General features: G+C 34.5%; 15 protein-coding genes. 14 read left to right on the top strand and 1 reads right to left on the bottom strand.

From position 1 onward, the window contains the following. Window positions 1-46 precede the first annotated feature (46 nt). The 13 genes from Q0951_RS10740 (at window position 47) to Q0951_RS10680 (ending at window position 12233) form a co-directional block, all read left to right on the top strand. Window positions 47-838, top strand: coding sequence for a (Fe-S)-binding protein (locus Q0951_RS10740; RefSeq protein ID WP_299336731.1), 792 nt, complete (start codon window positions 47-49; stop codon window positions 836-838). After that, a complete protein-coding gene (locus tag Q0951_RS10735) occupies window positions 839-1036 on the top strand; it encodes a hypothetical protein (RefSeq protein WP_299336730.1) in 198 nt (65 codons plus the stop codon). Between the two features lie 24 nt (window positions 1037-1060). Next, entirely contained in the window at window positions 1061-1246 is a 186-nt protein-coding gene (locus Q0951_RS10730) for a hypothetical protein (RefSeq protein ID WP_299336729.1), read from the top strand. Beyond that, window positions 1247-1762, top strand: a complete 516-nt coding sequence (locus Q0951_RS10725; RefSeq protein WP_299336728.1) for a PH domain-containing protein — start codon at window positions 1247-1249, stop codon at window positions 1760-1762. Continuing rightward, a complete protein-coding gene (locus Q0951_RS10720) occupies window positions 1749-3248 on the top strand; it encodes a PH domain-containing protein (RefSeq protein WP_299336727.1) in 1500 nt (499 codons plus the stop codon). Before Q0951_RS10725 ends, Q0951_RS10720 begins: the two co-directional genes overlap by 14 nt. A gap of 17 nt (window positions 3249-3265) precedes the next feature. Then, a complete protein-coding gene (locus Q0951_RS10715; RefSeq protein WP_299336725.1) occupies window positions 3266-3460 on the top strand; it encodes a hypothetical protein in 195 nt (64 codons plus the stop codon). 9 nt (window positions 3461-3469) lie between these two features. Beyond that, on the top strand, window positions 3470-3955 hold the full coding sequence (locus tag Q0951_RS10710; RefSeq protein WP_299336724.1) for an ABC transporter ATPase: 486 nt from the start codon (window positions 3470-3472) through the stop codon (window positions 3953-3955). A gap of 18 nt (window positions 3956-3973) precedes the next feature. Beyond that, a complete protein-coding gene (gene serB / locus Q0951_RS10705; RefSeq protein WP_299336723.1) occupies window positions 3974-5197 on the top strand; it encodes a phosphoserine phosphatase SerB in 1224 nt (407 codons plus the stop codon). A gap of 9 nt (window positions 5198-5206) precedes the next feature. Continuing rightward, complete coding sequence (locus tag Q0951_RS10700; protein ID WP_299336721.1) at window positions 5207-5845, top strand: hypothetical protein; 639 nt, start codon at window positions 5207-5209, stop codon at window positions 5843-5845. Between the two features lie 131 nt (window positions 5846-5976). After that, window positions 5977-8931 carry a glycoside hydrolase family 3 N-terminal domain-containing protein gene (locus Q0951_RS10695; RefSeq protein WP_299336720.1) on the top strand — a complete coding sequence of 985 codons (2955 nt, stop codon included), beginning with the start codon at window positions 5977-5979 and terminating at the stop codon, window positions 8929-8931. Window positions 8932-8941: 10 nt separating this feature from the next. After that, entirely contained in the window at window positions 8942-10078 is a 1137-nt protein-coding gene (gene bshA / locus Q0951_RS10690; protein WP_299336719.1) for an N-acetyl-alpha-D-glucosaminyl L-malate synthase BshA, read from the top strand. A gap of 118 nt (window positions 10079-10196) precedes the next feature. Then, window positions 10197-11459 (top strand): putative DNA modification/repair radical SAM protein, encoded by a 1263-nt coding sequence (locus tag Q0951_RS10685; RefSeq protein ID WP_299336718.1) that lies wholly within the window; start codon window positions 10197-10199, stop codon window positions 11457-11459. Continuing rightward, window positions 11460-12233, top strand: coding sequence for a TIGR03915 family putative DNA repair protein (locus Q0951_RS10680; protein WP_299336717.1), 774 nt, complete (start codon window positions 11460-11462; stop codon window positions 12231-12233). It abuts the gene before it with no gap. Here Q0951_RS10680 and Q0951_RS10675 read toward each other — a convergent pair. Continuing rightward, window positions 12230-13048 carry a DUF1853 family protein gene (locus tag Q0951_RS10675; RefSeq protein WP_299336716.1) on the bottom strand — a complete coding sequence of 273 codons (819 nt, stop codon included), beginning with the start codon at window positions 13046-13048 and terminating at the stop codon, window positions 12230-12232. The two genes, Q0951_RS10680 and Q0951_RS10675, sit on opposite strands and share 4 nt — an antisense overlap. A 54-nt stretch (window positions 13049-13102) precedes the next feature. Here Q0951_RS10675 and Q0951_RS10670 point away from each other — a divergent pair, with 54 nt between their 5' ends. After that, window positions 13103-14224, top strand: a complete 1122-nt coding sequence (locus tag Q0951_RS10670; RefSeq protein WP_299336715.1) for a DEAD/DEAH box helicase — start codon at window positions 13103-13105, stop codon at window positions 14222-14224. Window positions 14225-14312: the final 88 nt, after the last annotated feature.

Here is a 14312-nt window from a genome sequence, read left to right as displayed (position 1 = left end):
AAGTAGTATGCTATTATTAACCTGTTAAGAACATAAGAAAAAATATATGAGCGATTTACTCAAAGTGCCAACCATGGCAGAATTTATGGCTGCAGGCAAACAACCCGAAGTTTTATTTTGGGTAGGTTGTGCTGGAAGCTTTGATGATAGAGCAAAAAAAATCACAAAAGCTTTTGTAAAATTATTAAACAAATCTAACGTTGAGTTTGCTGTTTTAGGAACGGAAGAAAGCTGTACTGGTGATCCGGCAAAGCGTGCTGGAAATGAATTTTTATTTCAAATGCAGGCAGTAACTAATATTGAGGTGATGAACGCTTATGAGATAAAGAAAATCGTTACAGCGTGTCCGCATTGTTTCAATACCATAAAGAACGAATATCCTGGTTTAGGTGGTACCTATGAAGTGATGCATCATACACAATTCTTAAAGTCTCTACTCAATGATGGTCGCCTTACTATTGAAGGCGGTGAATATAAAGGTAAACGTATCACATTTCACGATCCTTGTTATTTAGGGCGTGCAAATAACGTCTACGAAGCACCAAGAGACCTTATAAGAAAATTAGATGCCGAACTGGTTGAAATGAAAAGCTGTAAATCTCGTGGCTTATGCTGTGGAGCCGGAGGTGCGCAAATGTTCAAAGATGCTGAGCCTGGAAATAAGGAAGTCAATATTGAAAGAACAGAACAGGCATTGGAAACAAAACCAGAGATCATAGCTGCTGGTTGTCCGTTTTGTAATACGATGATGACCGATGGTGTTAAGAATAAAGAAAAAGAGGGACAAATAGCTGTTATGGACATAGCAGAACTCATCGCTAACGCACAAGATCTATAAATGGCTGAAATTAATAAAAAGCGAATTCTTACTGCTGCCTTTGTAGGTGGCACAATATTTTCTTTAGTTGTAATTCTTTTAGACTGGCTATTGGGTCGTGGGTTTTCATGGCCAAGATTATCATTCTATTTCATTTTTGGCGTTGTGATGTATGGGTTTTTAACCTATCGGAATTTTAAAAAGCAAAACAAGAAATAAACTTGCACAATAGTAATGACACCAATGGCTAAAGTCATTTTGAAAGCTGCAATGATCAATGGGTTGATTTGGTCTGCAGTATTACTGTTGCTAACGTATTTAAAAAACGGTATCATTTATACTAATTATTTGCCTTTGTGGTTTCCTTTTTTTGCAATTACAGGAGCACTTCGTAAATGGTATATGATTACAAAAAGCAATAAAGAATAGATGTTCTCTAATCAAATCATCAATATAGAAGCATTACCTAATGTTGATACTGCAACGCTTAAGCCTATTTCTAAAACATATTTGAAGGTAATTATTTTAAATAAGTTAATGCTATGTGTTGTTGTTCTTGCCATATTAACTGCAGCTAAGTTCTTTGTGACCAAAGCGATAGTTCAAGAGCGTTTTTGGTTTATATTCTTGTTAGTTCTTGGGTTATGGCTAATCAATTTGATCATAACAATTTTGGCGTTTAAAAAGCGGAAATATGCGATTAGAGAGCACGATGTCATCTATGCAAAAGGATTATTGGTAAACTCCATTACAACAGTTCCTATCTCAAGAATTCAGCATATCGAAGAATCGAGGAGTTGGTTGGCAAGACAGTTTGGTCTTGCAACACTTAATCTATATACTGCAGGAGAGTCTGGTAGCGATCTGAATATTAGTGGTTTGCCACATGATGATGCAAGGCAAGTTAACGATTTTATAAGCGCAAAGATCAATGCAAATAGCTGATTTTTCTCAACCCATCAGACAATCTGCAAAAGGAATCATTGTCATTTTTGCATTTAATACCTTCAAATTCTTTAAACGCTTTTTTGTTCTTTTTTTGGCATTCGGACTCTCATTAATGCGAAAAAAGATGCTGTTTAATATCAGTGCGTTAAACTTACTCCTAATTGTTATTGGTATTTTGATCTTGCTTCTGGTTTTTGCAATTCTCAAATACTTAAATTTTAAATTTCATCTCAGTAAAGATGATTTTTATTTGTCTACAGGCATCATAAATAAAGATCAGACCATTATTCCGAAGTCAAAAATTCAAAATGTATACATCAAGCAAAATTTTCTTCAGCAAATCATTAATGTTGTATCGCTAAATATCGAAACTGCTGGAGATAATAAATCTGAAATTGAGATCAGTGCATTAGACAAAGCAACAGCACTGCAATTAAAGAGAGAATTATTTCAAAAAACTCAAATCTCAGAAAATTCAGTACAAGATAATGTTGAAACTAAAAGAGATGTATTTTTTAAAGTATCACCTAAACGCTTGATTTTAGAAGGGATTTCACAAAATCACCTACGAAGTTTTACCATCATCGCATCTTTTGTGTTTGGTTTGTATTATGAATTTAAGGACTACATCAAGACCTACAGGTTAAAAGAACGCTTGGATACTTTTATTGACCTTAGTGAAGATACTATCGTGAATATAATGCTTACCAATCTTTTTATTGTCATTTTAGCGATCTTATTTTCTTTGTTGTTTTCAATCCTAAAAACGTTTATCACAAATTTCGGACTAGAAGTTGTTGAGAATAGAAAAACCATAGAGATCAATAAAGGATTGTTTAATAAAGTATCACTTAGTTTAACGCCTTCAAGAATTCAAAATATTGTTATTAAGACCAATCGTGTTAAGCAATATTTTGGTTTACATACCATGCAAGTAAAACAGGCTATGGTCAATGTGAAGCAACGCAAGAATTTTGTGATAATTGCTTTAGAAAAAGCTCAGGTTCGTCATTTAATAAATAAATTAATTACCAATTATTCTGAAGATACAGTACCTTACAAACCATTGCTTTTTTACAGGCGTGTACTAGCATTACGTGTGTTATTGTTAGCAATTCTTCTAAATATCATTACGTTTTTTATCTTCGGAAATGGGATATGGTGGATTAACTTGGTCTTGATACCTATTGCTGCCTTGTATAGTTATTTTGGCTATAAAAAAGCATTTTATAAAATAGATGATAACTTTATAACTATTGGGAGTGGTGTTATTGAAACCACATTGAACATATTAGAGATTCATAAAATACAATCGGTTAGTTTAAAACAAAACATATTTCAGAAACGCAAACAAATTGCATCTTTAGAAATCGCAACAGCATCTAAGTCGGTTAAGATTCCATATATAGCATTAAAGCAGGCAAAATACATCTATAACTTCTTGTTATTTAAAGTTGAATCACAGGATAGAGATTGGATGTAAAAGTGTATTTTTGTAACATGAAAAAGGAAAGATTATCATTAAAAACATCTCTAATGATAGGATTCATCAATGGAGTGATTTTTGCAAGTTTTATGGCTGTCTTTGATTATTTTGATGACTCATCATTTTCCTTGCTGAAATTTGCAGTAAATTTCCTGTTTTTTGGGGCTGTAATGGCTATGCTTTTTAGATACAAATACACAAAAGAATAATATAATATTATGCTTGTTAATTTTAATACCCTCCCAGAAGAATCACGCGTTTGGATTTACCAGGCTAACCGATCATTTACCGAGGCTGAACTTTCAGAAATAAAAGAAAGACTTGATATATTTATCACCAATTGGACAGCTCATGGAAGCGATCTTCAAGCTGGTTATACCATTGAATATAAAAGATTTATAGTAATAGGTTTAAATCAAAACTTAAATATTGCAACTGGATGTAGTATTGATGCATCTGTACATTTTATTCAGCAATTGGAAAAGGATTATAATGTTGATCTCATGGATAAGATGAACGTCTCTTTCAAGCAAGGGGAGTATGTAGCGCATAAATCATTATTAGACTTCAAGAAAATGGCAAAGGATAAAGCTGTGTCAAAAAATACTATTGTTTTTAATAATTTAGTGACCAATATTGCAGAATTCAAAGAGAACTGGGAAGTTCCTGTAAGTGAGAGTTGGCACAGTAGATTTTTAAAATAAGATAAGTTCCTTTTTAACATGACTCACGAAATTTTTTTACTGAATATATCCGGACAAGACAAACCCGGATTAACCTCTAGTTTAACAAATGTCTTGTCAGATTATGGTGCTAAAGTATTAGACATCGGACAAGCAAATATTCATGACACCCTATCTCTAGGGTTTATGTTTGAAATTGAATCTGGTGAGAAATCGGCTGATGTTTTAAAAGATTTGCTTTTTAAATCTCATGAGCTTGGTGTTACAGCTAAATTTACTCCTATCTCAATTGAGGATTATGAAAGCTGGGTAAAACTTCAAGGTAAAGACCGCTACATCATTACTATTTTAGGAGAAAAATTATCTGCTGAACAAATATCTAAAGTAACCAATGTCATTTCTGAAAAGAATTTGAATATTGATGCCATTAAACGACTTACAGGTCGTACCTCTCTTGTTAGAGAAGAAGAATATCCACGTGCTTGTATTCAATTGTCCATACGAGGTAAAATTGATTGTAAAGCTGATTTTACTGAACGATTTATGCAAATCTCCAGAGATTTAGATGTTGACATTGCGTTTCAGGAAGACAATATTTTTAGAAGAAATCGTCGTTTGGTTTGTTTTGACATGGATTCTACACTTATTCAGGCTGAAGTTATTGATCAATTGGCAGAATTAGCTGGTGTTGGAGCAGAAGTAAAGGCGATTACTGAATCTGCCATGCAAGGTGAAATAGATTTTAAAGAGAGTTTTAAAAAGCGAATGAAACTCTTAAAAGGTCTTAAAGAGGAGGTGCTTCAGGAGGTTGCAGTAAATTTGCCTATAACTAAAGGCGCAAAGCGATTAATCGACACTTTGAGAGGTTACGGATTTAAAACAGCTATTCTATCTGGTGGATTTACATATTTTGGTGAATATTTAAAGAAAGAACTAGGCATGGATTATGTCTATGCTAACCAACTCGAAATAGTTGATGGTGTTTTAACAGGTGGATATCTTGGAGATATAGTTGATGGTAATAAAAAAGCCGAATACCTTAAGGATATAGCTAATAAGGAAGGCATCGATATCAGCCAGACTATTGCTGTTGGAGATGGTGCAAACGATTTGCCAATGCTAAATCTAGCAGGTTTAGGTATTGCATTTCATGCAAAACCAACTGTAAAAGACAATGCACAAAACTCAATCTCCAGTATTGGATTGGACGGTGTATTATATCTGCTGGGTTATCATGATAGACACATAGACTTAATAGATTAAATCAATTATATGACCATTTTAGAACAATTAGCCTATCATGAAAACGACCAACTTGAAGAATGGTTGGATCTGGATGATAAAACACAAAAACGATTTCACAAAGACCTGATAAAGTTTGCAAAGTCAAATCCTGATGAATTTAAAAACTATTGCATCAATACTATTCCTACAGAGTTTTCTAGTCTGAGCATAGTATACACAGCACTTACTGAATATTCAACAGCTTGGAACGATTTTTTGTTTGAAGAAATTAAACGCGTCGTTACATTAGCGAAAAACAATAAGATCAAAGCAGAATATCTGGAGGTTCTGGAAGATATTGAATGTGAAGATATTTACTCTAAAGACGAAGATATCTATATTGAGATCATCAACTTTTTGATAGCACAGCTAAGCACATCTAATGACAAAGCTTTCAACCTTCATCTTTTAGAGATCATTGATTGGTATTTGATAGAGTACGATGAAGAGGCAGATGATATCGCTGAAGTTTCGGTCTGGATCAGTAGTCTCAGAAATATTGCAAACAATTCAACGCATTCCAGCGTTAGAGAAGCAGCTACGGAAGCTATGGGGAATTTAGATGAAAGCATAACATCGTCTTCTGGATCGCTTCTGGATAAGATTAAGTCATTTTTTTTCAATTAAGCTGTTGTTTACAACCTTCTTTATAAATCTATCTTAAAGTCTTTTTTTTCTAAGAACTAAAGTACTATTTTGGCATAGTTTTTAGTTCTATATCTGTTAGTCATGGAGCTCATTTAAAACACACATAGTTTATGCGATATATTTTGTCCCTCATTTGTTTACTTACCACTACACTACCTATATATTCACAGGAAGCCGGTCATCCTTTGGCACATTCAGATCTTGAAGCTCAGAAAAAATGGGTAGATAGTGTCTATAGTGTAATGTCAATTGAAGAGAAGGTCGGACAATTATTCATGGTTAGAGCGTTTTCAAATAATAAAAAGGATAATGAAAAGCAGATCGCTAACCTAATCAATAACTATCACATTGGTGGATTGATTTTTTCAACAGGTGGACCTGTGCGCCAAGCAAAATTAAATAATTTATACCAGGCCATTTCAAAAACACCATTATTGATTGGTATGGATGCAGAATGGGGATTGAGCATGCGATTAGATTCAACCTATGCTTTTCCATGGAATATGACCCTAGGAGCTATCAACGACAATACACTTTTAGAACGAACAGGGTATCATATAGGAGAACATTGCAAACGTATTGGTGTGCATTTTAATTTTGCGCCAGTGGTAGATATTAATACTAATCCGAAAAACCCAATTATTGGTAATCGCTCATTTGGTGAAGATCGTGATAATGTAACAGCTAAGGCCTCGGCGTTTATGAAAGGGATGCAAGATGCAGGAGTTTTGGCAAACGCTAAGCATTTCCCTGGACATGGTGATACTGATAGCGACTCACACAAAACATTACCTACAATCAATTTCAATAAAAAACGAATTGATTCTATAGAATTATATCCATATCGTCAATTGATCAAAGAAGGACTGTCCAGTATCATGGTAGCACATTTGAATGTGCCTAGTTTAGAGCCACGTTCTGGATTTCCATCATCGTTATCAAAACACATTGTTACAGATATTTTAAAGGACACACTAGGGTTTAAAGGTTTAATTTTTACAGATGCCTTGGAAATGAAAGGTGTATCAAATTATAGTACACCTGGCGAAATAGATCTTGCAGCATTTCAAGCAGGAAATGATGTGCTTTTAATTTCAGAAGATGTTCCAAAAGCAATAGCTAAGATCATCGAAGCATATAATAAAAAGGACATATCTGAAGACCGTCTTGCTCATTCGGTAAAAAAGATATTGATGGCCAAATTCAAGGTTGGATTAGATAAGTATCAACCTATCGGAATATCTACATTAGTCAGTGATCTCAATCGATTAGAAGACGATTTGCTTTATGAGGAGTTGATGGAGCATTCGTTTACTGTTCTAAAAAATAAATCCAGCTTATTACCTCTGCGAAATTTAGAGACAAAAAAAATAGCTTATGTCGAATTAGGAGATAGCAGTGGTTCTACGTTCTATAATGAGTTAAAAAAGTACACTAAAGTTCATAAAGTAAAAGCTGGAAAATTAGACGAACTGATTACAAAACTTCAAAATTACAATACGGTTGTCGTCGGATTTCACAAAAAGAATGATAACCCTTGGCAAGGTTACAAATTCAAGAATAAGGAATTGGTTTGGTTGCAAGAAATAGCAAGAACCAATACTGTGGTTCTGGATGTCTTTGCCATGCCTTACTCGCTTATAGACTTGTCTAGTATAGAAAACATTGAAGCCATTGTTATGAGCTATCAGAATAGCGATATTGCCCAGCAAAAATCTGCTCAAGCTATATTTGGAGCAATACCTGCTAAAGGTCATATTCCAGTGTCTCTAGGAGAACACTTTAAAGTTGGTGATGGGATTGACTACAATGCATTGTTTTCTTTAAGTTATGGACTACCAGAACGTGTTGGTATGAGCTCTAAGCTATTGGCTAGAGTGGATTCGGTGGCGCAACACGCAGTTGACCAAAAAATGACACCAGGAATTCAATTGTTAATTGCAAGAAAAGGAAAGGTGATTTACAATAAAAACTTTGGAAAGCACACCTATAAAGGAAAAGAAAAAGTAAAGTTTGAAGATATTTATGATGTTGCCTCGCTAACAAAGATTTTGGCAACACTCCCTCTATTAATGGAATTAGAGGAAAAGAAAGCGTTGTCTTTAAATACCAAGTTGTCCAGAATTCTTCCTGAATATTTAGACTCTAACAAAAAGAACATCACGATTAAACAGATGCTTTCCCATTATGCGCAATTGCGTCCTTGGGTACCTTTCTATGTGGCTACATTAGATTCGGTAACTAAAAAACCACTATCTAAATATTACAGACGTGCTAAAACGCCAAGATTTAGTATCAAGGTTGCAGATCAAATGTATTTGCGTCATGATTATCCAGATTCGATACAAAAGGTCATAAAAGAAACAGAACTCTTGTCTACGTTACGCTATCGCTACAGTGATTTGCCATATTATATTCTAAAAAAATATATCGAAGGTTACTATAATAAACCACTTGACAAATTAACTCAGGAACATTTTTATCAGTCGCTAGGTGCTAATTACACAACGTATAATCCGTCGACAAAATTTAGCGATAAAAATATCATACCAACTGAAATTGATGAATATTTTCGTTATCAGGAAGTACATGGTTATGTCCATGATATGGGAGCTGCCATGCAAAATGGAGTAGGTGGTCACGCTGGAGTTTTTAGTAATGCCAATGATGTGGCAAAAATAATGCAGATGTATCTTCAGAAAGGATACTATGGAGGTAAACGTTATTTACAACCCGAAACTATAGAGAAATTTAATACCTGTCATTTTTGTCATAAAAATGTAAGGAGAGGGATTGGTTTCGACAAACCACAACTAGGAGACGAAGGACCAACTTGTGGATGTATATCTATGACTAGTTTTGGTCATTCCGGATTTACAGGAACTTATGCTTGGGCAGATCCAGAGGAAGAGATTGTTTATATTTTCCTGGCTAACAGAACGTATCCAAAGGCTGGAAAGAATTTATTGTTACGTGAAAATATAAGAACTGAAATACAACGTTTAATTTATGAGGCTATTATTCAAGATGAAATTGATGATAGCCTAGCTGAAACCAGAGATTAAAGACATATATATGCGAATAGGAATTGTTTGTTACCCAACATTTGGAGGTAGTGGAGTTGTAGCCACTGAGTTAGGATTAGAATTATCCAAACGTGGCCACGAAATTCATTTTATTACTTACAGTCAGCCTGTACGCTTAGAGCTCTTAAGTCATAATGTACATTATCACGAAGTTAATGTGCCAGAATATCCTTTATTTCACTATCAACCTTATGAATTGGCGCTATCCAGTAAGTTGGTAGATATGGTAAAGCTTCATAAAATTGAAGTGCTTCATGTGCATTACGCTATTCCTCATGCTTATGCAGCATATATGGCTAAAAAAATGTTGCAGGAGGAAGGTATTTATGTGCCTATTGTGACCACACTTCATGGAACAGATATTACGCTTGTTGGAAGTCATCCATTCTATAAAACTGCAGTAACGTTTAGTATCAATAAATCTGATGCTGTTACGTCTGTCTCTCAAAGTTTGAAAGATGATACGTTGCGTTTATTTGACATTAAAAAGGATATCCATGTGGTTCCAAATTTTATTGATCTTGAGCGTCATGAACCAAATTTCACCGATTGTCAGCGTGCCATGATGGCTAATGATGAAGAGCGAATTATCACTCATATCAGTAATTTCAGAGAGGTCAAACAGATTCCAGATGTGATTAAGATATTTTACAATATTCAGAAGGAAATACCTGCCAAATTGATGATGGTTGGTGAAGGTCCCGAACGCGAACCTGCTGAGCTATTGTGTGAGGAATTAGGGATCACTGATAAGGTGATTTTCTTCGGAAATAGTAATGAAATTGATAAGATCCTCTGCTTTAGTGATTTGTTCTTGCTACCATCACTAACAGAAAGTTTCGGATTATCAGCTCTGGAAGCTATGGCATCGGGAGTTCCAGTAATATCTAGTAATACAGGAGGCATTCCAGAGGTCAATGTGCATGGTGTTTCAGGATTTTTGAGTGATATCAATGATGTTGATGATATGACTAAAAACGCACTGTATATACTAACAGATACTGATCGCTTAGCCCAATTTAAATCAAGTGCGAAACAAACCTCTACTAATTTTGATATTCATACAATCGTACCTCAATATGAAGCTATTTATGAAGACACCTTGAAGAAGTGTTTGATATTGTAAGCTCAATCTCTTTTATTATGCATACAACCCACTAACATATGTTTTAGTTAAAATATAACATATGTTTGGATTGCATTAAAATTATATCGATATTTGGTATGATTAATTCATCCTACTTATGTCATTCCAACGTATTCAAGAAAAACTTAAAATTTTAGCAGATGCTGCTAAATATGATGTGTCCTGCTCTTCGAGCGGAAGTAACAGATCCAATACCAATAAAGGTCTTGGTGATGCTACAGGAATGGGAATTTGTCATTCGTATACTGAAGATGGTCGCTGTGTCTCGTTACTTAAAATATTACTAACCAATTATTGTATTTTTGACTGTGCCTATTGCGTTACGCGTAAAAGTAATGATATTAAGCGTGCTGCATTTAAAGTGCAGGAAGTAGTAGATCTTACGATCAATTTTTATCGTAGAAATTATATTGAAGGTTTATTTCTTAGTTCAGGGATTTTTAAAAGTGCAGACTATACTATGGAACGCCTTGTAGCTGTAGCAAAAAAACTCAGATTAGAAGAGAACTTCAATGGTTATATTCATTTAAAATCCATTCCTGGTGCTTCAGATGAGCTTATGCGAGAAGCTGGTTTATACGCAGATCGTTTGAGTGTTAATATCGAAATCCCAACAAGAGCTGGTCTTAAAAAGTTAGCACCAGACAAAAATCGTGAAGACTTTTTAAAGCCAATGAAAAAAGTTAAACAGGAGATCATTCAGTACAAGGCAGAAAAGAAGATCATTAAAAGTACGCCAAAGTATGCGCCTGCTGGTCAAAGTACGCAAATGATTATTGGTGCTAGTGGAGAGAATGATTTTCAAATCATGCAAACTTCAAATTATTTTTATAAAAGTTTCAATTTGAAACGTGTGTATTATTCGGGATATGTTCCTATTAGTTATGATGAACGTTTACCGCAAATTGGCAGTGCTGTGCCTATGTTGAGAGAAAACAGATTGTATCAAACGGATTGGTTGATGCGTTTTTACGGATTTGACGTTAGTGAAATCCTTAATCAACAACATCAAAACTTAGATCTTGATATCGACCCTAAATTAAGTTGGGCACTTCGTAACCTGCATGAGTTTCCTGTAGATGTCAATACAGCTGATAAGCGCATGTTGGCCAGAATACCAGGACTCGGTATGAGATCTGTACATAAAATATTGAATGCGCGTCGTTTTAGACGTCTCAATTGGGACCATCTTAAAAAAATCGGTATTGCTTTAAACAGAGCACAATATTTTCTGGTTTGTGATAGCAACCAATTTGAACGACGTGACCTAACAGCAGAAAAAATTAAAGGACTCATCTTGCAGAATTCTAAAAGTAAATACACAAAAACCTTGAGTAACCAATTAAGTTTATTTGGATAGATGAAAGAGAAGAATATTATATATGATGGTAGTTTCGAAGGGTTTCTAAGTGCTGTATTCTATGTTTTTGAGCATAAGTTTGACGTTGTTAATATTCAAAATAATACATCAGTACAGAATGGATTATTTACCCAAAATGAAACAATACCAACTGAAACTATCAAAGCAAACCGAGTATGGAAAGGCTTAACATCTAAGTTGTCAGCTTCTGCATGCAATACTATCTATTACGCGTTTCTGAGTGAAAAACTCGGTGCGGAACAGATACTACTGGACTATATCAAATATGCGTTTTCTAATACACGAAAAATAGATAAGGATTTTTCACATCCTTCCGTTTTAAAAACATCACAAATAGCTAAAATGGTAGGACGAGAAAAACATCGTATGGAAGCTTTTGTTCGTTTTAGATTGACAAAAGATGCCATCTATTTCGCCAGTATTGAACCAGATTTCAATGTTTTACCATTACTTATTAAACATTTTAAAAACCGTTATGCAGATCAGAAGTGGATCATTTATGATATCAAGCGACACTATGGATTATACTATGACCTGAACACTGTAGATACTATTAATATTGAGTTTCCGACACATTTCGATTTTACAAAAACAGATGACAATTATTTTTCCGATCAGGAATTTGAATTTCAGAAGCTATGGCAGGACTATTTTAAAAGCACCAATATAGAATCTCGTAAAAACATGAAGCTACATATCAGACACGTGCCTAAGCGTTACTGGAAGTATTTAAGCGAAAAGCAACCCAATTAATTTTGCCACCAAACCAAAAAGCATTTACTCAATTCCTGACGCTCATTTTTCATCCAAAACAAAGGTGATTGTTGTTGTTCTAAAAATGCATTAACATCACTTCGGAAATCGTTAAAACTCAACCAATCCACCTTATGATGAGGCTCTAAAAACCAATCTAATTTCATTGGTATATAAAACTGACTATCCCTAAAGTCTTTCAATTGTGTGTTGGTAATGAAGAATCCGCATACACATCTCTCATCTAAAAGATTAAAAGAGACTTCCTGTTGATAAGGCACAAAGAGTTGTGCTTTAAATAGCACCTGTTGTTCAACAGAAATGGTATTGACACCAAACTTTTCTAGGTTTGCTTTACATGCGTTAGAATAGAGTAGTGGCAATTGTTTTTCTTTAAGTTTATTGAGTTTTTCAATCAGACTATCTTTTCGGTTTGGACCAATCCATTGCTCTAATTCAGATGAGCCTAAAGTATCATCATAAACATAAAACTTATACACGATTTCAAGATGAATAGGACTATGACTTACTCTGATTAAAGCATCCAGTTCGCCCAGAGTCTGTTTATCTTTTTGAATTTGAATGTTTTCAGCTAATAATTCTGCAGTATCACTAGTCTCAATTTGATTAAAGACAAACTGTTCTGCCAATTGTCCTAAGCGCAACTGCTTATCCAATTTCCGAAGAAATTGAGGATTGGATGCAACAGGTAAATGACATTGTTTGAGCTTAAAAACCCTATCGTTCATCCATAAGAAATGGGTTTTACAATAGGCTTGATATAGCAACTGAAGATGTTGATGAGATAAGTTCATATAACATCGAAATTACGAATAATAACAATACCTTTGCAGGCAATTATAATTGACATGGAACAAACATTTTACGATTTAGGAATATCTAAACCTTTGATAAAAGGGTTAAAAGAACTCAACATAAAAATACCGACTCAAATTCAGGAGGAAGCTATTCCTGTGTTGTTAAATAACGACACTGATTTTATTGGATTAGCACAAACCGGAACAGGTAAAACTGCAGCTTATGGCTTACCTATTTTGCAACAAATTGATCCTAAAAAAAATCATGTACAAGCTTTAATCCTTGCACCTACACGAGAATTGGTGCAACAAATTCAGAAGCAATTGTTCAAGTTTACCAAATATTGCGATGATAAGATCTTTGCTGAAGGTGTTTATGGAGGCGAGAAGATGGATATTCAGTTAAAACGACTACAGCGAACTACACATATTATTGTTGCCACACCTGGGCGTTTATTAGATTTTATAGAGCGTGGTGAAGTTAATATCAAACAGATAGACACCTTAGTGCTTGATGAAGCTGATGAGATGTTGAGTATGGGTTTTAAACAAGATCTCAATAAGATTCTAAAATATACTACAGGAACAAGACATACATGGTTGTTCTCAGCAACTATGCCTGAAGACATTCAAAAGATTATCAGAACGTATATGTCGGCAGATGCTGTTAAAGTTGAGATAGACAAAAACAGTCTGGTCAATGCCAATATATCACATCATTACATTGTTACTTCAATCAAAGAGAAGGTAAACATTATCACTCGTTTATTAGACAGCTATAACAATGATCGTGGCATTATCTTTTGCCGAACTAAAGCAGGAACCGTTCAGCTTGCAGAAAAACTCAAGAACGAAGGGTTTTCTGTTGATGCACTACAAGGCGACATGCAACAGAAAGAACGCGATAAGGTTATGCGTGCGTTTAAAAATGAATCTTTGCAGTATTTGGTGTCTACAGATGTTTCAGCCAGAGGAATCGATGTAAATAATTTAGCCTTTGTCATTCATCATCAGTTACCAGATCAGTTGGAGTATTATACACACAGAAGTGGAAGGACAGCTAGAGCAGGAAAGACAGGTGCTTCAATTGCTTTAATTATTTCTGGTGAAGAACAGGATATTCAAAAGCTACAAAAAGACTTAGATATCAAGTTTAAGCAAATGACGTTATAGTTAGGCTACATTACAAGTATTAGTTTATATATTTCAGAAATATCACTATACTTAATTCCGTTTCTTCAGATGTTAATATAAGTATAAG

It is taken from the genome of uncultured Psychroserpens sp. (assembly GCF_947501425.1).
In the GTDB taxonomy this organism is placed as follows: domain Bacteria; phylum Bacteroidota; class Bacteroidia; order Flavobacteriales; family Flavobacteriaceae; genus Psychroserpens.
The sequence above is the reverse complement of the archived record's forward strand: the minus strand, read 5'-3'. Positions and strand labels throughout refer to the sequence as shown.